Annotated in this window: 19 protein-coding genes and 1 pseudogene; 14 read left to right on the top strand and 6 right to left on the bottom strand. The window is 39.9% G+C overall.

Annotated elements, in window-relative coordinates; all coding sequences use genetic code 11:
• Positions 1-39: 39 nt before the first annotated feature.
• Complete coding sequence (locus tag DBR11_RS03770) at positions 40-1293, bottom strand: porin (protein WP_233260633.1); 1254 nt, start codon at positions 1291-1293, stop codon at positions 40-42.
• 258 nt (positions 1294-1551) lie between these two features.
• Here DBR11_RS03770 and DBR11_RS03765 point away from each other — a divergent pair, with 258 nt between their 5' ends.
• From DBR11_RS03765 to DBR11_RS03755, 3 genes are all read left to right on the top strand, one after another.
• Complete coding sequence (locus DBR11_RS03765) at positions 1552-1890, top strand: hypothetical protein (protein ID WP_108550282.1); 339 nt, start codon at positions 1552-1554, stop codon at positions 1888-1890.
• An 81-nt stretch (positions 1891-1971) separates the two neighbouring features.
• Entirely contained in the window at positions 1972-3573 is a 1602-nt protein-coding gene (locus DBR11_RS03760) for a SulP family inorganic anion transporter (RefSeq protein WP_108550281.1), read from the top strand.
• 6 nt (positions 3574-3579) lie between these two features.
• A complete protein-coding gene (locus tag DBR11_RS03755) occupies positions 3580-4251 on the top strand; it encodes a carbonic anhydrase (protein WP_108550280.1) in 672 nt (223 codons plus the stop codon).
• 82 nt (positions 4252-4333) lie between these two features.
• On the opposite strand, the gene pruA is transcribed toward DBR11_RS03755, so the two are convergent.
• The gene (gene pruA / locus DBR11_RS03750; RefSeq protein ID WP_108550279.1) at positions 4334-5968 is read right to left on the bottom strand and encodes an L-glutamate gamma-semialdehyde dehydrogenase; all 1635 of its coding nucleotides are present in this window, start codon (positions 5966-5968) and stop codon (positions 4334-4336) included.
• Positions 5969-6078: 110 nt separating this feature from the next.
• On the opposite strand from pruA, the gene lpxK reads away from it, so the two are divergent.
• Genes lpxK through DBR11_RS03735 form a run of 3 tightly spaced genes read left to right on the top strand, consistent with a single transcriptional unit; the run spans position 6079 to position 9921 of the window.
• Positions 6079-7134 carry a tetraacyldisaccharide 4'-kinase gene (gene lpxK / locus DBR11_RS03745; RefSeq protein ID WP_108550278.1) on the top strand — a complete coding sequence of 352 codons (1056 nt, stop codon included), beginning with the start codon at positions 6079-6081 and terminating at the stop codon, positions 7132-7134.
• Positions 7106-7921 carry a purine-nucleoside phosphorylase gene (locus DBR11_RS03740; protein ID WP_108550277.1) on the top strand — a complete coding sequence of 272 codons (816 nt, stop codon included), beginning with the start codon at positions 7106-7108 and terminating at the stop codon, positions 7919-7921. The genes lpxK and DBR11_RS03740 overlap by 29 nt, the downstream gene beginning before the upstream one ends.
• Positions 7921-9921 (top strand): putative porin, encoded by a 2001-nt coding sequence (locus tag DBR11_RS03735; protein ID WP_108550276.1) that lies wholly within the window; start codon positions 7921-7923, stop codon positions 9919-9921. The genes DBR11_RS03740 and DBR11_RS03735 overlap by 1 nt, the downstream gene beginning before the upstream one ends.
• On the opposite strand, the gene DBR11_RS03730 is transcribed toward DBR11_RS03735, so the two are convergent.
• Complete coding sequence (locus DBR11_RS03730; protein ID WP_199233749.1) at positions 9918-11099, bottom strand: asparagine synthetase B; 1182 nt, start codon at positions 11097-11099, stop codon at positions 9918-9920. The genes DBR11_RS03735 and DBR11_RS03730 overlap by 4 nt on opposite strands.
• A 221-nt stretch (positions 11100-11320) precedes the next feature.
• On the opposite strand from DBR11_RS03730, the gene DBR11_RS03725 reads away from it, so the two are divergent.
• Together DBR11_RS03725 and DBR11_RS03720 are read left to right on the top strand one after the other, a co-directional pair.
• Positions 11321-11782, top strand: coding sequence for a peptidylprolyl isomerase (locus tag DBR11_RS03725; protein ID WP_108550283.1), 462 nt, complete (start codon positions 11321-11323; stop codon positions 11780-11782).
• Between the two features lie 26 nt (positions 11783-11808).
• Positions 11809-12345, top strand: a complete 537-nt coding sequence (locus tag DBR11_RS03720) for a DUF5606 domain-containing protein (RefSeq protein ID WP_108550274.1) — start codon at positions 11809-11811, stop codon at positions 12343-12345.
• Positions 12346-12612: 267 nt separating this feature from the next.
• Here the strand turns inward: DBR11_RS03720 and rlmH are convergent, their stop codons facing one another.
• Complete coding sequence (rlmH, locus tag DBR11_RS03715; protein WP_108550273.1) at positions 12613-13086, bottom strand: 23S rRNA (pseudouridine(1915)-N(3))-methyltransferase RlmH; 474 nt, start codon at positions 13084-13086, stop codon at positions 12613-12615.
• Positions 13087-13148: 62 nt separating this feature from the next.
• Here rlmH and DBR11_RS03710 point away from each other — a divergent pair, with 62 nt between their 5' ends.
• Both DBR11_RS03710 and DBR11_RS03705 read left to right on the top strand, forming a co-directional pair.
• Entirely contained in the window at positions 13149-14966 is a 1818-nt protein-coding gene (locus tag DBR11_RS03710) for a DNA mismatch repair protein MutS (protein WP_108550272.1), read from the top strand.
• A 70-nt stretch (positions 14967-15036) separates the two neighbouring features.
• Positions 15037-16374 (top strand): GH1 family beta-glucosidase, encoded by a 1338-nt coding sequence (locus DBR11_RS03705; RefSeq protein WP_108550271.1) that lies wholly within the window; start codon positions 15037-15039, stop codon positions 16372-16374.
• 78 nt (positions 16375-16452) lie between these two features.
• Here the strand turns inward: DBR11_RS03705 and DBR11_RS03700 are convergent, their stop codons facing one another.
• Both DBR11_RS03700 and DBR11_RS03695 read right to left on the bottom strand, forming a co-directional pair.
• A complete protein-coding gene (locus DBR11_RS03700) occupies positions 16453-18729 on the bottom strand; it encodes an aconitate hydratase (RefSeq protein ID WP_108550270.1) in 2277 nt (758 codons plus the stop codon).
• 285 nt (positions 18730-19014) lie between these two features.
• Complete coding sequence (locus DBR11_RS03695) at positions 19015-19632, bottom strand: polysaccharide deacetylase family protein (protein ID WP_108550269.1); 618 nt, start codon at positions 19630-19632, stop codon at positions 19015-19017.
• 88 nt (positions 19633-19720) lie between these two features.
• On the opposite strand from DBR11_RS03695, the gene DBR11_RS03690 reads away from it, so the two are divergent.
• The 4 genes and pseudogenes from DBR11_RS03690 to DBR11_RS03675 form a co-directional block, all read left to right on the top strand.
• Positions 19721-21106, top strand: coding sequence for a TolC family protein (locus DBR11_RS03690; protein WP_108550268.1), 1386 nt, complete (start codon positions 19721-19723; stop codon positions 21104-21106).
• A gap of 35 nt (positions 21107-21141) precedes the next feature.
• Positions 21142-22500 (top strand): efflux RND transporter periplasmic adaptor subunit, encoded by a 1359-nt coding sequence (locus DBR11_RS03685; protein ID WP_108550267.1) that lies wholly within the window; start codon positions 21142-21144, stop codon positions 22498-22500.
• Between the two features lie 75 nt (positions 22501-22575).
• A complete protein-coding gene (locus DBR11_RS03680) occupies positions 22576-23574 on the top strand; it encodes an NAD(P)H-dependent glycerol-3-phosphate dehydrogenase (RefSeq protein WP_108550266.1) in 999 nt (332 codons plus the stop codon).
• Positions 23575-23664: 90 nt separating this feature from the next.
• Positions 23665-23863: pseudogene (locus tag DBR11_RS03675) on the top strand (hypothetical protein); the annotation flags it as partial.

Raw genomic sequence — 23863 nt, 5'->3', positions numbered from 1 at the left:
TCATGTATCTTAGATATGAATTTTATAAATGTAAATAATTTACCAGCGATATTGGAGCCTTGCTGTAAAGACATCGTCTTTCAGGTCTTCGGTATAACCGGTTAATTTAGTCGGATCGTTCACTACGTGTTCATTGTAGAGGGTTATTTTTACCCTGGAATTAAGGACGTAAGTACAACCATAACCAAGAGTGCTGTATTTGATGTCTCCTGCAGTTGAACCGTTGTTTAAACCAATATCACTCTCTTTTAGCTTTCGGTTAGGGTCATAGACATCATAAGCCAGCAATGCAGTGAATTTGGTCTGGGATATTTGCTGTGTAAACCAAAGATAATATCCCATGAATGGGCGCAGGTATAAGTCTGTGGCTGGTTGTGCGGAGAAACTCTGGCTGGCCAGTGGACCTGTAATACTGGTGGATGCTGCGACGCCTGGTTGAGTTCCTGCAACATATTCTGCTTTAAAAATGGTTTTTCCAAAAGTGTTGTCGTATTGTAACTGCAGGTTTCCGCCAAAATAATCTCTTTTTGCGTTGTAGCCTACATTGGATATATTGGTGTTGCTGATATAGCTGTTTCCGTCAAAAGTATAATAGTTTTCTGTATCGTTTCGTACCGTGCCTTTATATATAGATCCACCAAAACCGAGATGAAATTTTTTGTTGGCCAGGCTGTCAAATTTGAAGGCAATATTGCCGATCACATCCTTTTTTGAATCATAATCACGGGCTGCATACCCGCTGCCACTCACCAGGGCAAGGTCGGCAGTAATGAATTTATAAATATTTTTAGGGTGGTAACTCAGCATGGCGCCAATATCTCTCTCCCTGGGCATTAAGGTTTGGAACATCCTGGCCCGTTCAGGAAAATCTCTGAATCCGGAAGAATAAACAATGGAATGTCCAAAAGGTCTGTTAAATAAGCCGGCAGTGAAAATAAGGGCTTTTGAAGTAGGTTGGTACAGCTGAATAAATGCGTCCATCAATTGCACTCCATTTTGTGTTGCATCGATCTGGAACACGATACTGGAATATTTATCTACTCTGTCTATTTTCAGACGGCCACGTCTGATGATAAACCGGTCACGGGAGTTTTTAGAAAAATCGCCACCGGAAAAAGATGAAATGCCCTCGGATTGTGCTCTCTGGTATTGGGTCTGGAGATATCCGGTAATGGCAATTTCATGAGGATCGTAGGATGAAGGCGCATTGTTGCTTTGGCTTTGGACCGCCAGGGGGATTAAAAATAAGAAGAAGAGTAGGATGTTTTTCATCAATATACTGTTTGTTTTCATCTGCGATGATTTTATCTTATGCTGTCAGAAATTTACTCCTTTCGATCTGTAGCATACGATGGTTTCATGTAAGGAGAATATGCAGCTGCTAAATTACATTTAATGACTTATTTATGGTAATGAATAAGGCTTTTAGTTATTGTTTCCGTTGAAGGAATAGATCAATATCATTTTAATTACATTTTTTTTACAACTTAATTTGCTAATTAGCTAAGTTTGGAGCTAAATTTGAGCTCGAGTGATACACATTTAGAAAAAATGAGCCTTAGAAAATACCGCTTACTGATCGTTGTTGCCTTTTTAGGCATCTTCTCTGCGAAGATGGTGATTTCTGCTGCGCCTGTATTTTTTGCCCATCTGGATAAAGAGATCATTAAAAATGTGATTATGCAGATCGAATTGGAGCATGGCTCTGAAGGTGATTCGGGTAAAGTTTTGAAATACGTGGATTGTAAACTCATTGATTTGCATGCGCCTTTTTCTTATGTGCCGGTCCGGTATCACTTTTTTATCAAAAACAGTTATATAGACCACTTCAAGAGATATGTAAATCCATATCATCCGTCTGTTCCGACACCTCCCCCTAACTTGGCCTAAATTCTTTGTGAAATTTGCTTTGTGCTTTTAAACAGCATAGGCAAGCCAATTAATTAGGTACAAATAATAAAATATAATTTTATGCAAGATGGGAATTCGATCTTTTCAAGATTGGACGTAAAGAAGTATATCTTAAAAAAGAATTTAAAGCGGGATCTTCCGGCGAGTATTGTGGTCTTTTTAGTAGCCCTCCCGCTGTGTTTAGGAATTGCTTTGGCATCGGGGGCACCGCTGTTTGCGGGTATTGTTTCTGGTGTGGTTGGGGGAATTGTTGTGGCCAGTTTCAGTGGTTCGCAACTGAGTGTAAGTGGTCCGGCAGCTGGACTTACCGTTATTGTATTGGGAGCTATTGCACAGTTGGGAAGCTATCAGACGTTCTTGCTGGCGGTTATGCTTGCAGGCGTAATGCAACTGGTATTGGGTATGATCAAGGCTGGTACTATCGGTAATTATTTTCCTTCCAGCGTGATTGAAGGAATGTTGGCTGCTATTGGCTTGATTCTGATTTTGAAACAGTTGCCTCATGCGTTGGGTGTGGATTCAGATTTTCCAGGTGATGAGAGTTTTTTTCAGGGTAATGAAGAAAACACTTTTTCTGCTATTAGTGGGGCACTAAGTCATTTTAGTCTGGCGGCTATAGTGATCAGTGGGCTCTCTATATTGGTTTTGATCTATTGGCCAAAAATTAAGAAGGTAAGCAGTATTCCAGCGCCGCTGGTTGTTGTGGTTCTGGGTATCGCTTTAAGTTATGTATTTAACAATACAACTTATGCTTTACAAGCTAAGCAAATGGTGGCTATTCCAGTGGTTAGTGGATGGTCGGAGTTTACCGGTCTGTTTACTATGCCGGATTTCTCTGCTATAGGGAAAAAAGAGGTTTGGATTGTAGCCGGGACCATTGCCATTGTGGCCAGTCTGGAAACGCTTTTAAGTATTGAAGCTGTGGATAAGATTGATCCGATCAAACGGGTTTCACCAACAAACAGAGAGTTAATGGCTCAGGGAATTGGAAATATGACCAGTGCAATGCTGGGTGGCTTGCCTATGACTTCCGTTATTGTGAGAAGTTCTGCAAATGTGAATGCGGGAGGAAGGACTAAGATGTCGGCTATTTTTCATGGTACCTGGTTGCTGTTGTCCTTATTGTTTATACCGGGGATCATTAATATGATTCCTTTGGCTTGTCTTGCTGCAATACTTTTGGTAACAGGTTATAAATTAACCAGAATTGCTTTATTTAAGCATATGTACCATAAGGGTTGGGACCAGTTTGTTCCATTTGTGGTAACCGTGGTAGCCGTATTACTTACAGATTTATTGAAAGGTGTAGCTATAGGTATGCTGGTTTCTATATTTTACTTATTACGTACCAATATGCGTAACCCTTTCTTTTACAAAATTCACAAAGAGGGAAATAAGAAGAACATCAGGATTAAGCTGGCAGAAGAAGTTTCCTTTTTAAATAAGGCGGCAATACAGGTCATGCTAAATAAAATTCCGAAGGAAACGACGGTGACCATTGACGGAAGCAACTCCAGATATATTGATCCTGATGTACTGGAAACTATTTTTAATTATAAGCATAACGCTTATACAAAAGGGATTATCGTTATATTAGAGGATGTTAAATCTCAATATATCGTACCCAAATTAACTAACAAATTAGACGAAATTAATAACTAAGATATCATGTGTGCAAAATTAGAACAACAACAAACGCATCAAATTACTTACGAAGGATTATTACAGGGAAATAAGGACTGGGTTGCTGCAACACTTAAAGAAGATCCTCAGTTTTTTGATCGGTTATCTGCTGGTCAGGCTCCACCGGTATTGTGGATTGGCTGTTCGGACAGTCGTGTGCCAGCCAACCAGATTACCAATACCATGCCTGGAGACATCTTTGTACATCGCAACATTGCCAATGTGGTAACACATACGGATATGAATTTGCTTAGTGTACTCGATTATTCTGTAAATGTATTGAAGGTGAAACACATCATCGTATGTGGTCACTATGGATGCGGAGGTGTAAATGCTGCACTGGGAGATAAACAGGTTGGACTGATCGATAACTGGTTGAGAAATATCAAAGATGTTATCCGTATGCACGAACGTGAAATGTCGACCATTAAGGATCCTGTAAAAAGGTCAAACAGACTTGTTGAACTCAATGCTATAGAGAGTGCGGCTAACGTAATGAGTACTTCTATCGTACAAAATGCCTGGGCTTCGGGTCAGGAACTTTCTGTTCATGCCTGGGTTTATAGCCTGCAATCCGGAATAATTACGGATTTGCAGGTAAGTGCATCAAGCGCAGCTGATTTGTCTCCTGTATTTAAAATGGACGCGGGAAAATAATTTGGTGTTTTATTACAGAATGCAATTTTTATTAAAATAGAAAAGCTCCCGGTTTATGATCGGGAGCTTTTTTATGATGTATTTAGTCGTTTGCTAAAAAAGGATAACGATAGTCCTTTGGCGGATCGAAAGTTTCTTTGATCGTACGTGGAGAAACCCAGCGTAACAGGTTGATCATAGAGCCTGCTTTATCGTTTGTACCAGAACCTCTGGCTCCTCCGAAAGGCTGTTGTCCTACTACTGCTCCAGTACATTTATCGTTGATATAGAAGTTTCCTGCTGCATTACGCAAACGATGCGTTGCTTTTTCAATAGCATATCTGTCCTGAGCAATTACTGCACCTGTTAAAGCATAAATGGAGGTTTGATCCACAAGGTCTAATACCTGGTCGAAATCTTTATCTTCGTATACATACAGGGTGAGTACAGGGCCAAATAGCTCTTCGCTCATGGTAACATAGTTTGGATCTTTAACAACAAGTACGGTTGGCTCTATAAAATAACCTTTTGATTTGTCGTAATTGCCACCGGCTATAACCTCAACAGCTGGATCGTTTTTCGCAGCGTCAATGTATTTAGTTAGTTTATTAAAGGAGTTTTCATCAATTACAGCGTTAATAAAGTTGCTGAAATCTTCTGTTCCACCCATTTTAAAAGTAGCCAGGTCACGAAGCATAAATTCTTTGATCTTAGGCCATACGCTTTGGGCAACGTATACCCTTGAAGCTGCAGAACATTTCTGCCCCTGATATTCAAAGGCACCTCTGATAATGGCAGTACTGGAGCTTTCTGCTTCAGCCGAACCATGAACAAGGATAAAATCTTTTCCACCGGTTTCGCCAACAATACGTGGATACGTTTTGAACTTGTGGATATTGTTTCCAATGGTTTTCCAGATATCCTGGAAAACCCCTGTAGATCCGGTAAAGTGAATACCTGCAAAATCCGGGTGGCTGAAGATCACCTCGCCAGCATCAGGTCCGGAAACATAAACCAGGTTGATTACTCCATCTGGTAATCCGGCCTCTCTGAAAATCTGCATCAGTACATTAGCTGCATAAATCTGAGTGTTAGCGGGCTTCCAAACAACAACGTTACCCATCATTGCGGCCGAGGTTGGCAGGTTACCTGCAATGGCAGTAAAGTTGAAAGGGGTTAAAGCAAAAACGAAACCTTCCAGCGGGCGCTGCTCTACTCTGTTCCATGAACCTTTTGGCGAAACTGGAGGTTGCTGCTTATAGATTTCAGACATATAGCTTACATTGAACCGAAGAAAGTCAATCAGCTCACAAGCGGAGTCAATCTCTGCCTGGTAAGCGTTTTTGCTTTGGCCAAGCATGGTTGCTGCATTTAATTTGTACCTGTAAGGACCGGCAATAAGGTCGGCTGCTTTTAAGAAAACAGCTGCGCGTTGTTCCCAGGCTAGGTTTTCCCAATCTGCCTTTGCTGCTAAAGCGGCATCAATTGCTTTTGTAACATGGCTTTTGTCGCCTTTGCTGTAATAACCTAAAATATGTTGATGATCGTGCGGTGGGGTAGTCTTTCCTTTATTTTCGGTATGAACTTCAGCGCCGCCTATATACATTGGGATGTCAATTTGTTTGGAACGGGCATCGGCCAGGGCCGCTTTTAAAAGTTCACGTTCTTTACTTCCCGGTGCATAGCCTAAAATAGGCTCATTGGTGGGGGCTGGTACGTTAAAAAATCCTTTAAGCATGGTATTGAATTGTTGTTTATACAAAGATAGTTTTTATTTATCAGCCATGGTAGAGGCTAAAATATAAGCAGGATACATTCTGGTTGATAATTCTTATTTTTGACCCATACATGATTAAGAAACTGCGATTGCTACTTCTTCCTTTTTCCCTTATCTATGGAATGGTTACCCTGGTCAGGAACAAATTTTATGACTGGGGCCTTTTTAGGTCAGTTAAATTTAACCTGCCGGTGATCTGTGTGGGAAATTTGGTGGTGGGTGGTTCGGGCAAAACCCCTGTTACGGAGTACTTGGTTCAGTTGCTGGATGACTATAAAATAGCGATCCTGAGCAGAGGATATGGTAGAAAAACAAAGGGATTTATATTGGCTGATGGAGCGGCAACAGCAGAAAGTATTGGAGATGAACCGATGCAGTTTTATCGTAAATTTTCAAACATTACTGTTGCTGTTTGCGAAGACCGGGTAAAAGGTATTGAACTTCTGAAAGAGCATCATGATCTGATCATTTTGGACGATGCTTTTCAACATCGCAGGGTTAGGGCAGGCTTTAATATTCTTCTTTTTGAATATCAGAAGCTTTTAAGGCCGCAGTTTTTATTGCCTGCTGGAAATTTACGGGAGTTTTTTTTTGGTTATCAGCGGGCGGAATCGCTGCTGATCACAAAGATACCAGTGCATTTAGATATCGAAGGCAAAAAGAAGGTTCTGAAAAAATTTAAAAAAGGAAATATTCCGGCTTTTTCAGAAATAAAGTACGCTGCTCTGGAGCCTGTTTATGGAGAATCAGGCAAGCAGAAGGTTTCTCTGATAAAAAATATGAAGGTGTTTTTGCTTACAGGAATTGCAAATCCGGAACCGATGATTTCTTATCTTTCCGGATGTGGAGTGGATGTGGACCATCACCATTATGCTGATCATCATCAATTTAGCTTGTCGGAAATTCAGAGGCTTGTTCGCGCGTTTGAGAAAGAAAGGGATAAAGAAAAAATCATCATCACAACAGAAAAGGATGCGCAGCGTTTATCAGATATCAGAATAAAAGAATTACTTTTAAATTTGCCTGTATTTTATTTGCCGATCCGGATCGAAATTCAGAAGGAAGATAAAGTTACATTTGACCAAAATATTTTAAATTATGTTTCAAGCCATACACGAAACCGTTGAGTATATAAAGAAAAAAACAGATCATTTTAAACCGGAGATTGGAATTATTTTAGGTACGGGTTTAGGTGATCTGGTTGGGGAAATTGAAGTGGCCTATAGCCTGATGTATCCTAATATTCCTAATTTCCCAATATCTACCCTGGAATTCCATTCTGGTAAACTGATATTTGGAACACTGAACGGAAAAAAGGTTGTTGCAATGCAAGGCCGCCTGCATTATTATGAAGGTTATAGTATGCAGCAGATCACTTTTCCTGTAAGGGTGATGAAAGCTTTGGGAATTAGCTATCTGTTTGTGTCTAATGCCGCAGGATCATTAAACCCTGATTTTAAAAAGGGGGATCTGATGGTCATCAATGATCATATTAATTTACAGCTGGAAAGTCCTTTAAGAGGGCATAATGATGCCGATATGGGACCTCGTTTTCCGGATATGAGTGAACCATATAATCGTAAGCTTATAGCAGATGCGTTGAGCATTGCTGCGGCGGAAGGAATTACCTGCCATCAAGGTGTGTATGTTTCTGTAACAGGCCCAAATTTAGAAACCAAAGCGGAATACAAATATTTAAGAATTATTGGCGGAGATGCGGTAGGTATGAGTACTGTACCGGAGGTGATTGTGGCCAACCATATGAAATTGCCTGTATTTGCTGTTTCGGTATTGACAGACGAAGGTTTCCCTGAGATATTGCACCCCTTTAGTCTGGAAGATATCCTGGAAACTGCGCGAGTTGCAGAACCTAAAATGACTAAAATATTAAGCCAGTTAATCGCTACTTTATAATGTATAAATTTCTTGTTCTTTCTGTTTTGTTTTGTTTACTGCTGTTCGGGCAGAGGGCCTTTGCGCAGGATTTAAAGACGACTGTTAGAGAGAATAAAGAATTGGATTCTTTAAGAAAGAAGCTGGACGGGGGTAAGGACTCTGTTGTTTTTACATCTAAATATGTCAGGTACACTACACTCGGGTTAACAAGAGATAGTATACAAACTTTTCCTTTAGATACAAGTTTAAGGAATTTTCAAAATTACAGTGTATTGAATCAGCCCCGAAGACCAACTATTAATACCGGGGGGCCGGGTATGGCGGCGCAACTGATGCTTTTTGAACCTTCGAAGAGCATTGGGTTTGATCCTGGTTTTCATTCTTTTGATATTTATAAGATGAGCCCTGAAGACATTATCTACTACCAGGCGCGTACGCAGTTTAGTAATCTGTATTATGTAAGTGGCGGGCCGGAGCAGGTTTTTAAAGCGACGCATACACAGAATATAAAACCAAACCTGAATGTTGGTGCGAATTATTATCAGATTGGATCCAGAGGGGTGTATACCAATCAGAAAGCAAACGATTTGAATACTTCGCTGTTTACCTGGTATCAATCTCCGAATAAGCGTTATAATTTATGGGCTACGGCTATTTTTAGCAGTTTTAAAGCGGGAGAAAATGGTACGGTAAATAATGATAATCTGTTTACCAATGTGGACGCTGCTCAGCGTGTATCGCACGAAGCAGAGGTGGTGAGGCTAACCACAGCTAAACAGCGCTGGCACAATAATATCTTCTTTCTTAAGCAAAGTTATTTTATCGGCCGTATTGATACGGTTGAGCAGCCAGTGATGAAGAAAGTGTTGCCTACCAATAAAGTGACCTATACAGTTTCTTATAATACACAGTCATTTGGCTTCTCTAAAAGTGAAGCTGATGACCATTCCGTTCTGCCAAAGGGATTGATCGATACTGTTTCTACAAATGATTCCACCAGTGTGAGTCATTTACGGAATGAATTTATTTATAGCTTTTTCCTTCGGGGAAAGTCGCAAGCATTTATTAAAAATGAGCTAAAAATAGATGTTGGTATCAGGCATGATTACTATAAATATACGCAGCTTGCCCGCTATGCCGATTTAACGAATTATTATGATTATAGTGCGACTTTTCAGAACTCCACATTGCTGGGCGCTTTAGGTTATCGCTTTAGTGACCGGATGGACCTGAACGTGGATCTTCAGCAGATTTTCCAGGGACGGCAAATTGGCGATTTTTTGTATGAGGCGAAGAGTAATGTGCGGTTGAGTAATACAGCGGGTCGTGTGGTTTTGGGCGCATATATTCAAAATAAATCCCCTGAAGAGGTGTATACCCGATATTTTGGAAATCATTACAACTGGCTTAAGGATTTAGACAGAACCAAAACCATTAATCTATCTTTCAATTATATCAATGACAAATATAAATTCGAGGCCGGTGCAAAGTATTACCTGATCAATAAATACCTGTATTTTGCCCAGGTAGGTACTGGAGTGGATATTACGCCTACTCAAGAGGCTGGAAGTATTAATTTGCTAAAAGTTACTGTTGGTAAAAAGGTAGACTTTGGTAAATTCCATTTGGACAATTACCTGGTTTATCAAAAAACAGATAGCAAAAGCATTTTGCGTACGCCAGAAGTGTATACTTTTAACAGCTTGTACCGTAACCAGACCTTTTTTAAAGTTCTTAAAACGGATGTGGGGATAGATTTAAGGTATAATACTCCTTATGATGCTTTAGCTTACTCGCCAGCGGCAAGCCAGTTTTATACATTAAATAATGGGCCTCAACTCAAAACAGAACCCATTATTGATGTTTGGGTAAGAGCGAGTCTGAGAAAGGCGAACCTTTTTGTGAAATATGATTATGTCAATCAGGGCTTGTTTTCTAAAGGCTATTACAGTGTATACAAATATCCAATGCCAGATCGTATGCTGAAATTTGGAGTAAGCTGGAATTTCTACGACTAAGTTTTCTGTGGTTTCTTTTTTGCTGCAGGAAAAAGTACATTGTTCAGGATCAGGCGATATCCCGGTGAGTTTGGGTGGAGGTTCAGATCTGTTGGGGGGTCGCCTACTAGGTGCTGATAGTCTTCGGGATCATGTCCTCCATAGAAAGTGAACTGTCCTTTCCCGAATTCTCCATGAAGGTAGCGAACCTCTTCTGCACCTTTGTTTTCACCAAGTACAGTGATGTCTGGTTTGACCAGAGCCTTTCTAAAGGCAGTTGTTTGCCCCATAAAACCTTTGATGACTTTTTCATGGTTTTGGGTCAGCATGGTCGGAACGATATCCCATTTTGCTGAAAAATCAAACAGGGTAAAGAAATCATTGCTTTGTACAAGCGTCCGGGTCTGCGTGACGTCTATGTTTGAAAATTTATAATTGGAAGGATTCAGGTCGATCGTAAAATCTTTAAAGGCAAAGGTCTTACTGAAATTAAGCTTTGATTGTGCATTCGGATCCGCAGTATCTCCGTCAAACATCCTTTCACAAATATCTACGCCTTCAGCGCTTAATGCAATATCAAAGGTATCTGTACCGGAGCACATGGCAAATAAAAAGCCGCCACCTGAACAAAAAGCTGCGATATGTTTAGCTACAGCAAGTTTCATTTCTGATACTTTTTTAAAGCCATTTCTTTTGGCTGTGGCTTCCTGATTGGCCACATCTGTTTTGTACCAGGATGCATTTCTAAAGTTGCTCCAAAATCGACCATATTGCCCAGTAAAATCTTCATGATGTAAATGCAGCCAGTCATAACCTGTCAGTTTGTCTTTAAGGACTTCATCATCATAGACTACATCATAAGGAATTTCTGCATAGGTGAGCACCATAGTTACTGCATCATCCCAAGGCAATTTGCTTTTTGGGGAATAGACGGCAATTTTAGGGGCTTTCTCTAGTTTAACCATCTCCATATTGACATCCGGGCTGCTGATTTCGTTAAGTAGTGCAGTCACTTTTGCGTCTGCCATAACCTGATAGGATATACCTCTGATTTTGCATTCGTCTTCTATTGGTTTGGCATACTTGATCAGAAAACTTCCGCCTCGGTAATTAAGCAACCAGCTTACATCTGCCTGCTGTTTAATACTCCAATAAGCCAGCCCATAGGCTTTCAGATGATTTTTCTGATCCTCATCCATGTATATTAAGATGGATGAAGCTTTGAGGCTGACAGAAAGTGCCAGTAATAAGAACAATAAGATGTGTTTTTTCAAAACCGTTGGAGTTAGGTATTCGCGAATTTAAAATTTTTGAATGCCATAATAAAATTATATACATTTATCCTCTGCAGCTTTTTAAGCCATAAAGTTTAGGTAATCATTTCAATTTACTAAATTTGGCGTTTACATAAAAAATGAATATGAGCAAAGCAATAATAAAAACAGAAAAAGGTGACATGACCGTTCAGTTTTACGATAAAGATGCACCTAATACCGTAGCCAATTTTAAAAAATTAGCTAAAGAAGGATTTTATGATGGCGTTACTTTTCACCGTGTGATTCCTAATTTTGTGATCCAGGGTGGTTGTCCGAACTCTAAAGATCCTGCTAAAGCTCATTTGGCAGGTACAGGAGGTCCGGGTTATAAAATTGACTGTGAGCTTGATGGAGAGAACCAATACCATGACCGCGGTGTATTGTCTATGGCGCATGCAGGAAGAAACACCGGTGGTTCCCAGTTTTTTGTTTGCCACAGCAGGACCAATACGGCACACCTGGATAGAAATCATACTTGCTTTGGTAAAGTAATAGAAAATGTTGATCTTGTTGACGATATTAAACAAGGGGATAAAATTTTAAGTATAGAAGTGATAGAAGATTAATTCTGTCTTTTCAAAAAATAAAACATATGAATTTAAGAGGAATAGTAGCAGTGTCTGGCCGACCTGGGTTATATAAGCTTGTTGGACAAAATAAAGCGGGCTACGTATTGGAAAGTCTGGATGCTCAAAAGGTTAAGATCGTTGCAAATATCTCTACTACTAAACTGGCATCTCTGGAAGACATCACGGTTTACGGACAGGAAGATGATCTGAAACTGGTGGATGTTTTGGCTAATATTGCTGCAGCAAAAGGGAATGTTCCTGATGCGAAGGCTGATGCTTCAGCATTGAAGTCCTTTTTTAATGAGGTAGCACCTAATCATGATGATGAAAAGGTTTATACCTCTGATATGAAAAAGATTGTTAGCTGGTATCATTTATTAAAGGAACTTCCTTTGTTTAGCGAAGAAGCTCCAGGTACAGAAGAACATGAGGCTGTTAAAGCTGAGGAGAAGGCAGAGAAAAAGGTAAAGGCAACACCAAAGCCATCTAATGCAAAGGCTCCAAGTAAAACTGCTCAGCCTGCAAAAAAGGCAAATATGACCAGTAAGAAAGGGGTATAGCTTTTATATTGATTGCAAAAGCCGGGTGTGTATTAAAGCATCCGGCTTTTTTGTGGTATTCTTTTACAGTAAATACCAGAGGAGCAGAAATGCAATAACTGAAATAACGATTGCAATCCAGTAACTGCCCCGTGCGCTTGAAGTATCACTTTTGAACTTATAATTCCTGGTAAATTTAAGTTTGTTTTTTAAATCTTCGTCTATCATAACGATATCTCCTTTTTATAATGATGATTTTTTGATTTTAATTCCATAAAGCAAGCTTGATTATTCATGGTGATAGGGTTCTCCTTTTAGGATACTGAAAGCCCTGTACAGTTGCTCAACGAAGAATAGGCGGACCATCTGGTGGGAGAATGTCATGTCTGATAGAGAAACGCTGGAGGCGGCTCGTTTGTATATACTTTCATCAAAACCATAAGGGCCTCCAATGATAAATACCAGATGTTGAACACTACCGATCATTTGTTTGTTCAGATAGTTGGCGAAAGACATAGAACTGTGTTTCTTACCTTTTTCGTCTAAAAGCACCACCAGATCAGAATTGCTGATTTGTTTCAGGATCAACTCTGCTTCTTTGTTTTTCTGCTGGGCTTCAGTAAGGTTCTTAGTGTTTTTTATGTCTGGAATTACGGTTAAGTTAAAGCCAATGTAATGCTTCAGTCTGTTCAGGTATTTTTCAATGCCTTCGATCAGATATTTGTCTTCTGTTTTTCCAACCACCAGTAAGGTTATCTTCATTCCGTTCTTAGGGTATATAATGTATTGCCTATATTTATGATTTTCTGAGAATCTTCAAATATATGGTAAAAACTAAAGAAGCTATTTTAATTCATTATCAAAATCAAATACAGGCCCAACAAAATAAGGTAGAGGGCTTGGTCAAAAAACTGAATCAGGTTTCCTTATCCAGATTGGGGGTGTTTATTGCAGAAATATTAATTATAGCACTGATCATTAGCCAGGGCTACCACTGGATCATGGGATTGCTGTTGTGTATTCCTGTTTTGATCTTTATGGTTCTGGTCAAAAAACAAGTGAGCCTGCAAGGTGAATTAAGGTACGCAAGAAAACTGTTCTGGATTTACCAGAATGAAGAGCATCACTTGGTAGACCGAAAGAATGGATATGACGACGGTACTCAATATCAGGATGAGTATCATCCATATGCTTCGGATCTGGACATTTTTGGCCCCCTGTCTTTATATGCGGTGCTTAACCGTTGTAAAACGACGAAGGGAATGGATCTGCTGGCCCGTCATTTGGAGGGGCCATTGGAGCGTACTGTCATCCTGGAGAGGCAGGGAGGGATTGAGGAGCTGAACAAACATATTGACGATACTTTTCATTTTCGGGCACAGTTGCAGGACCATGAATCTGGTCAATTGGGTATTATTGAACATAAGCTTGCTCATGAACTGGAGTTGCAGCTTCGTTTCATACATGCTAAATTACTTAGGGCCTATGTAGCTTTTGTCCCTTTTTTAACGATTGGTTTATTGATCACCGGCTCATTTTTGGGTGGGGTATGGTGGAATCTTCTTGGGCTTGTTGCAGTATTTAATGCCGGGCTTACTTTTTTTAATCTGAAGGCGATCAATCAGGTTTATTATGGCTTTAGCGGAGGAGCAGAATTATTAAGAGCATTTTCCGGAACGATTGAATGGACAGAGCGTGTACAGTGGAAGAGCAAATATATTCGTGATTTTTTCCAGCCGGAGGAGGATAGTACGCCTGTAAGCCGGCAGATTAAACAACTGTCGTCTATCATTCAAGCTTTTGATGCCCGGCTGAATATTATAGTTTCTTCATTCTTGAATCTGTTCTTTCTTTGGGATTTGAGGTGTACAGTGAGACTGGATAAATGGTATACTAGCTCTTCTGCTCATATATTGAAAGGGTTATACCGGATCAGTCAGTTTGAAGAACTCATTTCTTTTGCAACTTTAAACTACAATGAGCCTGCCTGGGTATATCCGCAAATTCAGGAAAAATTTGATTTGAAAGCGCTGGATCTTGGTCACCCCCTTATTGAAGACGGAAAAAGAATTGTGAATAGTTATAGTTTACATGAAAAGCCAACTGTTGATATTGTAACTGGTTCTAATATGGCGGGTAAGAGTACGTTCTTACGGACAGTCGGTGTGAATATGGTCCTGGCTTTCTCCGGAGGGCCAGTGTGTGCTCAAGCACTTAGCCTGTCAATTTTTAATGTGCTTTCTTATATGAGGATCAAGGATTCTTTGAATGATCAGACTTCTACCTTTAAGGCAGAACTGAACCGCCTTAAAATGATCCTGGATTCGACCCGTGTACAGAGGAATTCTTTTGTGCTCATTGATGAAATGCTTCGTGGAACGAATAGCAGAGATAAATACCTCGGGTCTAAAGTTTTTATTGAAAAGATGATTGAACAGCAAACCCCAACTTTATTTGCTACACATGATTTACAGTTGTCTGAAATGGAATCGGAATATTCATTTTCTGTACGAAATTATCATTTTGATATACAGATTGCAGATGGCGAGATGCATTTTGATTATAAGTTGAAACATGGAGCGTGTAAAACTTTCAATGCCGCTATACTTTTGAAACAGATTGGTTTGAGTTTGAAAGATTAGAGTTACTTATGTTGTTGAATTAATATAGATTTAATATCTGATTCCCATATTGCCTGTTATTTATGTAGTTATGATAAAAGCATCTCAATTTGGAAATGATTTTTTATGGGGTGTAGCCACAGCAGCAGCCCAGATTGAGGGAGCTGCGGATACTTATGGGAAAGGTCCGTCTATTTGGGATACTTTCTCTAAAAAGTCGGGTAAGATAAAAAAGGGTCATCATCCTGCAGTTGCATGTGATTTTTATCATCGGTATAAAGAGGATATTGCTTTAATCAAGACACTTGGCTTTTCGGTATTCCGTTTTTCCATTTCCTGGGCGAGGATTGTTCCTTCAGGTCACGGTCATGTAAATGAAGAAGGTATCCGTTTTTATCATCAGGTAATTGATGAATGTCTGAAACAAGGGATCACACCTTATATCACACTTTACCACTGGGACTTGCCCCAGGCATTACAGGATGAGGGGGGATGGACTGCTTATAGCATTAATGGTGCTTTTAACCATTTTGTAACCGTATGTGCTAAGGAGTATGGTGACAAAGTGAAAAATTGGATTGTGATGAATGAACCTTTCGGTTTTACCTCACTTGGATATATGCTGGGTATACATGCACCCGGTGAAACGGGCCTGACCAACTTTTTCTCGGCAGTGCACCATGCAGCTCTGGCCCAGGCAGATGGTGGCCGTATTCTTCGTGCGGAGATAAAACAGGCCTATATAGGAACGACATACTCCTGTTCCGAGATTATTCCGTTTACGCAGAACGAAGCTGATCTCCAGGCGGCTAAAAGGGTGGATTGTTTAATGAACCGCCTTTTTATTGAGCCTGTCTTAGGAATGGGTTATCCTATGGCGGATTGGGATGTGATGGAGAAGTTTTCAATAAACCATTCCACCTGGAGACATACTGAAAGACTGGCTTTTGATTTTGATTTCATTGGTCTTCAGAATTATTTTCCGCTCACCATAAAGTACAATGCGTTTATTCCGGTATTACAGGCCTGGGAAGTAAAAGCTAAGAGTCGTAAAAAGCCTCACACTGCGATGGGCTGGGAAATTAATGGAGACAGCTTTCAAAACATCATCAGGCAGTTTGCAGCTTATCCAAAGATTAAAAATATTATTATCACCGAAAACGGTGCTGCATTTCATGATAAGGTTGTCAATGGTGTCATTGATGATGCCGAGAGAATAGCTTATTTTAAACTTTATCTGGAAACTTTATTAAAGGCAAAAGAGGAGGGAATAAATATAACAGGTTATATGGCCTGGACACTTATGGACAATTTTGAATGGGCCGAGGGTTATAACGCACGTTTTGGGCTTGTCCATACCGATTTTAAAACACAGGAACGTACAATTAAGAACTCTGGGTACTGGTTTCAGGATTTCCTTGGGCGATGAGGCCGTGATGCTTCTTAGTTTTTGGACATAAAAAAAGCTCCCGTATTTCTGCGGGAGCTTTTTTTATATTAGCATTGCTTATGCGTTTTTAGCCGCAGCTTCTCTGCGGATGATGTTTAACGCACCTCCTGCTTTAAACCATTCAATTTGTTGAGCATTATAGCTATGGTTTGCTTTAATCTCTTCTTTAGATCCGTCTTTATGGTTTAAAACCAAAGTAAGCGGAACATCTGGTGTAAATTCAGTTAAGCCAAGGATATCGATTGTGTCATCTTCCTGGATTTTGTCGTAATCTTCTTTATTGGCAAAGGTAAGGCCAAGCATACCTTGTTTTTTTAGATTCGTCTCGTGAATACGGGCAAATGATTTTACCAGTACGGCACGAACACCTAAGTGACGAGGTTCCATTGCTGCGTGCTCGCGGCTGGATCCTTCACCGTAGTTTTCATCACCAACAACGATAGTACCAATTCCTGCTGCTTTATAGGCGCGCTGAGTAGCTGGTACCGGCCCGTACTCTCCAGTCAATTCATTTTTTACATTGTCGGTTTTCTCATTGAAGAAATTCACCGCGCCAATGAGCATGTTGTTAGAAATGTTGTCCAGGTGTCCACGGAATTTTAACCATGGACCAGCCATAGAAATATGGTCGGTTGTACATTTTCCTTTGGCTTTGATGAGTAATTTCAAGCCTTTAAGATCTGTACCTTCCCAAGGTTTAAATGGGTCTAACAATTGCAGACGGTGAGAAGTAGGAGAAACAATAACCTGTACACCACTTCCATCTGCAGCAGGTGCCTGGAATCCGGCATCATCCACATCAAAACCTTTTGGAGGTAATTCGTGTCCTGTTGGCTCATCTAATTTTACCTGCTCGCCTTTATCATTTGTTAATGTATCGGTAAGCGGATTGAAACTTAAATCGCCAGCAATAGCCAATGCGGTAACCAATTCTGGTGAGGCTACAAATGCATAAGTATTTGGATTACCATCTGCGCGTTTGGCAAAATTCCGGTTGAAGGAGTGAACAATAGTGTTTTTTTCTTGTTTTTCTGCACCAACTCTATCCCACATACCGATGCAAGGTCCGCAGGCATTGGTAAATACAGTAGCACCAATTTGTTTGAATACGTCCAGGAATCCATCACGGTCAATGGTATAACGAATTTGTTCTGAACCTGGGTTAATGCAGTACTGAGCATTAGTTTTAAGCCCTTTTTCGGAAACTTGTCTGGCTACACTTACTGCACGTGAAATGTCTTCGTAAGAAGAGTTGGTACAAGAACCAATCAAACCCACCTCAATTTTCATCGGCCATCCATTCTCTGCAGCCACTTCTTTCATTTTAGAGATAGGGGTAGCTAAATCGGGTGTAAATGGACCGTTCAGGTAAGGCTCAAGTTCTGACAGGTTGATCTCGATTAGCTGATCGAAATATTTGTCTGGATTTGCATAAACTTCTGGATCTCCCGTTAAGTGTTCTTTTATCGCATTAGCTGCATCAGCAACATCTGCACGATTGGTTGCACGTAGGTAGCGCTCCATGCTTTCATCATAACCGAAAGTTGACGTTGTTGCACCTATCTCAGCACCCATGTTACAAATTGTTCCTTTACCGGTACAACTCATGTTATTGGCTCCTTCGCCAAAATATTCTACAATAGCACCAGTACCGCCTTTTACAGTCAGGATACCTGCTACTTTCAGGATGACATCTTTAGGAGAAGTCCATCCGTTTAATTTTCCGGTTAACTTTACTCCAATTAATTTAGGAAATTTAAGTTCCCAAGGTAAGCCTGCCATAACATCGCAGGCATCTGCACCACCTACACCAATTGCAACCATACCTAAACCACCTGCGTTCACAGTGTGTGAATCCGTACCGATCATCATTCCGCCCGGGAAAGCATAGTTTTCCAATACTACCTGGTGAATAATGCCTGCTCCTGGTTTCCAGAAACCGATGCCATATTTGTTGGATACAGAGGCAAGGAAATCAAATACCTCTTTGCTTTCTGTATTGGCAGCAGGAAGATCCTGTTCTGCACCATATTTTGCTGTAATTAAGTGATCGCAGTGTACGGTTGAAGGTACTGCAACTTTAGGGCGGCCAGCCTGCATAAATTGCAACAAAGCCATCTGAGCAGTTGCATCCTGCATAGCTACCCTGTCAGGAGCAAAATCTACATAGTCCGTACCTCTAACATAGGAAGTATTGGTATTCTCATCCCAAAGGTGAGTATATAAAATTTTTTCTGAAAGTGTTAAAGGTCTGCCTACTAGTTTACGGGCCGCTTCAACACGGGGTCCGAAGTTTGCATACACCTTTTTGATCATATCTATATCAAAAGCCATTGATAATCTGTGTTAAAAGGTAATATATTAGAATTATTTGTAGCGAATTTACAAAAAAAAACAGGGGCGGGCCATCATCTGAGGATCATTATATTATTTATAAGTATTCTAAATAATATTACAGACTGCAGTGTTTAAATAAGGCCTCTAATTTGACGTCCATTTATGAACAGCACTGTTCATAAATGGACGGTTTGTAGATTTTGTTTTTGCTTAAATAGCTGAAATACAATTGATTTTCTGTGTGTTTTGGTTTTGGTCTGAACTTGGTGTATCCAGGTTCAATTATAAGGTTTCAAAGGTGTAACCTCGTTCATGAAAATATTGAAGTGTACGAGGTAAAGCATATTCCAGTCTGTCAAATGCTTTGAGGCTGTCATGAAATACTATAACAGAACCATTAACCGTATGTTTAATCACATTTTCAAAACATTTATGAGGAGCAAGATTGATGTCAAAATCACCACTGAGGACGTCCCACATAATAATTTTCATGTTTGGATAACATTTTCCGATCTCCTTAATCTGGGATTTTTTAATTCTGCCATATGGCGGACGAAACAAATTGGTAGCGGTTAATTTCTGACATTGGCTGAAATTTCGGAAATAGAGCTCATCTGCTGTTTTCCATCCTTTAAGATGGTTATAAGTATGATTGCCAATACCGTGGCCCTGATCAATTACCCGCTGAAAAATTTCAGGATATTTTGTAATATTATCTCCGATACAAAAGAAGGTCGCCTTGGCCTGAAAACTTTTTAAAGTTTTTAGGACAAAGTCTGTAACATCAGGTATAGGTCCATCGTCAAAGGTTAAATAAATGACTTTGTCAGATCGGCTTTTGTTCCAGACTAAAGATGGGTAATACCATTTTAAGAGAAGAGGTGATTTTACCAGGTACATGTCCAAATGTAAGAATTTTGCTGGTGGCGGTACTTGAAAATTTACAAAATCAATTAGTTGTTTATAGTATTATTGTGAAACTAAAATTATGAAAATATTTACAAGCTCTCCTATGTTCACCGGTCTAAGCATAGTATTATCTGTTGCCTTCACAACAGGTTTTGTGCAGAAATCGACCGCACAGGAAGTGATTACCATACAGGAAGCGATTGATAAGACGCTAAATGGTAACCTGCAGGTTAAACAATCTAAGTTAAACGAAGATTTGTCTGAAGAAAATTTGGGACAGTCTAAATATGCCATCTTACCGACTTTAAACAGTAGCAATAGTTATAATGTAAATTTCGGGCGTAGTCTTGACCAGTCTACCTATACCTACAATAACCGCCAGTTCTCCTCTTATAATGGAGGGCTAACCAGTAATGTGACCCTTTTCCAGGGGCTTCAAAAGTTAAATCAAATTAAACAGAATAAACTTTTGCTTGCAGCGGACAAGACCAATACGGAAAAAATTAAAAATGACCTGATTCTGCAGGTTATTACTGCGTATCTACAAATTCTATATAATAAAGATCTTTTGAAAGCTGCAGATCAACAGCTGGCAGTATCTAAACAACAACTGGATGTACAACAACAGTTACTGGATGTGGGTAATAAGACCCTTGCAGATTTATCGCAGGCAAAGTCGCAACTGGCTACATCTGAGTTGAATAAAACGAATGCAGAAAATGCGCTGACAATTTCCTACCTGACCCTTGCGCAGCTGATGGAAATTCCGTCGTCATCCAAATATGAAGTACAGGCCCCGGTGTTATCTAGTTTTAATAAACCGTCTACGAATTATAATCCGGATCAGGTATATGATAACGCGCTTACTTTTTTTCCGGATATTAAACTTGCATCCATAAAATCAGAGGCAGCAAAAAAAGGAATTGATGTTGCGAAAGGGAGTTACTATCCTACGCTGACGTTTGGTGGAAGCCTGGCATCTAACTTTGCGAGTACGGGCACACGTATTCTTCCTGGAGGGATACCTGATCCGTCGGCCTACCACTTTTTTGATCAGATTAAGGATAATTTTGGCCAGTCTTTCGGTTTTAGTTTGGCCATTCCTATTTTTAATGGCTTTCAGGCCAGATCAAACGTAAGAAAGGCCAGGATTAATTATTTACAAAACCAAACACAAGAACAACTGGCTAAGAATAATTTAAGTAAGGTCATCTATCAAGCGGTTGCAGATCTAAAGGCTGCGGAAGGTCGTTATTCTTCGACCACCAATACTTTTCTTGCACAAAAAGACGCTTTTCATGTGATTGAACAGCGGTATGCAGTAGGATTAGTGAACTCGTTGGATTACAGTACTTCTCAAACCAATATGAATAAAGCTGAAATTGATATGATCCAGGCTAAATACGATTTACTGTTTAGGGCTAAGGTGATTGATTATTACCTTGGAAAACAGATTATTTTTTAATTGATACCATATACACACAATAAAACAACAGATCAATGAAACTCAAACACATCATCATAGCCGTCGTTGTACTCATCGCTTTACTGGTTATTTTAAAAGTTACCGGAGTGATAGGGGGCAATAAAGCCGAAAAAGTAACTGTCGAAAAAGCCGTGGAAAGAGAGGTGATCGAGACGGTGACAGCAAGTGGAAAGATCCAGCCTGAAACAGAGGTAAAGTTAAGCTCTGAGGTTTCTGGTGAGGTTGTAGAGCTTCATGTTAAAGAAGGTGATGTGGTGAAGAAAGGGCAACTGCTTTGTAAAGTTCGTCCTGATGTATTGAAATCTGGTTTTGACAGGGCAGTTGCCTCTTTCAGTTCTCAGAAAGCGGGAGTAGCCTCTGCTGCTCAGCTCCTGAAACAAACAGAAGCTAATTTTGTAAATGCTGAGGCAACCTATAAACGAAATGTAGAACTGTTTGGTAAGAAAGTAATTTCGGCTTCTGAATTTGATGCTGCAAAAGCGGCTTATCTGACGGCTAAAACAAACTTGCAAAAATCGAAAGAGGACCTGACTTCTGCTAAGTTCATGCTGGAACAAAACGGTGCCAATGTTCAGGAAGCAAGTGCTAACCTTGCCAAAGCAACAATTTATGCGCCTGTAGATGGTGTGATTTCCAAATTGTCTGTTGAGAAGGGAGATAGAATTCTTGGAACGGCGCAAATGGCCGGAACAGAAATTATGCGTATTTCGAACCTGTCTTCTATGGAGGTGAATGTAGATGTCAATGAAAATGATATCAATAGGGTCAATGTAGGAGATAAGGCAAATATAGAGGTTGATGCATTTGCTGATAAAAAATTTAAAGGTGTTGTAACGGAAATCGCAAGTTCTTCTAAAGATATTGGAACGGCAGTAACCTCTTCGGTAGACCAGGTGACTAACTTTGTTGTTAAGGTACGCATTCTCGCAGAATCCTATAGTGATATCAAAGGAGGTGCTAAAGATCTTCCTTCCCCTTTCAGACCAGGTCTTTCTGCTAGTGTAGATATAGAAAGTGAAACGGAGAAAGGGCTCTCTGTTCCTATTCAATCAGTTTTTACGGGTCAGAAAGATAAAACGGATCAATCTAAAGAAGAAGGCGGGGACAATGCAAGCCAGGAGAAGCAAAAGAATAAACTTGCTGATAAGAAGATTAAACAGTATGTATATGTGTTTAATAATGGAACGGTTAAACAGGTTGAAGTGGCTACCGGAATCCAAAATGACCGGTTTATCATTATAAAATCTGGTATCAAGGTGGGTACAGAAGTGGTTACAGGACCTTATTCTGCTATTCAGAACAGATTGAAAGATGGAATGAAAGTAGAGAAAACGACTAAGGATCAGTTGTTTGCTTCGCCCGATAAAAAGTAAGGGCTGGCAAACGCAATAAATTGAGTAAATTGTCCCGGTTGATCCATTCAACCGGGATTTTTTTATTTAGACAATATGGTGCCAAGAGTTGCAATGATTGGTGGTGGTAGCTGGGCTACAGCCATCATTAAAATGCTTTCAGATAATATTACACAAAAGGAAATGTATTGGTGGATGCGGAATGCCGACGCCATATCGCACATTAAAACCTATCACCACAATCCAAATTATTTAAGTTCTGTAGAAGTGCGTATTCCAGACGCAAATATCTCTTCAAATATCCGGGATATTGTTAAGTCTGCGGATTATGTGATTTTAAATGTTCCTGCAGCGTTTCTGAAAGAGACATTAAAAGATATTGGTCCTGAAGATCTGGAAGGGAAAAAGGTTATTTCGGCTATTAAAGGGATTGTTCCTGATGAAAATCAGATTATTGGAGAGTTTCTTCATGAAAAGTATAAAGTGCCATTGGAAAACATATTGGTGATCAGTGGTCCGTGTCACGCGGAAGAAGTTGCGCTGGAAAAGCTTTCCTATATTACCATAGCATCTGTTAATCTGCAGCATGCGGAGAATTTTGCCCGTATGTTAAATACCCGATATATTAAAACCAATATTTCAGATGATATTTTTGGAACTGAATACGCTGCGGTACTTAAGAATATCTATGCTGTCGCCAGCGGTATTTGCCATGGGGTGGGGTATGGAGATAATTTTCAGGCCGTACTAATCTCAAATGCCATCAGGGAGATTAACCGTTTTGTAAATGCTGTGCATCCGATTTCCCGCGACATCAACGAATCTGCCTATCTTGGCGATTTGCTGGTTACTGCTTACTCGCAGTTTAGCCGGAACCGGACCTTTGGCAATATGGTAGGCAAAGGCTATACCGTTAAATCTGCTCAACTTGAAATGAACATGATTGCCGAGGGCTATTATGCGGCTAGCTGTATGCATGTGATCAATAAAAAATATAAGGTCGATATGCCAATCAGCAGAGCGGTGTATGCAATTTTATACGAAAAACACTCTCCTGTTATTGAGATGAAGTTACTGACAGAACAACTGAATTAAACCAAACAATTCCTTTTTACATATGTTATAATGCCGGTGATGAGACGCTCAGAATTGATGGTCAGGTTACCATTAACAATTTATATACATATGAAAAGGAAATTTTTATTTGGTGTCGTTGCCCTTGGGTTGGTAACTACATTTGCGCTCTCCACACAAGCACAGGAGAAAAAGAAAGAATCTATAGGAAAGAAAATTGAGAAGACCGCAGATAAGGTAGGGAATAAAACTGCTGAGGTAGCTGTAAAAGGGACTTCTAAAGTAGGTGATAAAACCTGGAAAGGTAAGA

Origin of the sequence: Pedobacter sp. HMWF019, assembly GCF_003061025.1 — a bacterium.
Classification (GTDB): domain Bacteria; phylum Bacteroidota; class Bacteroidia; order Sphingobacteriales; family Sphingobacteriaceae; genus Pedobacter.
Note: the sequence above shows the minus strand (reverse complement) of the source record. Positions and strands in the feature narration are given on the sequence as shown.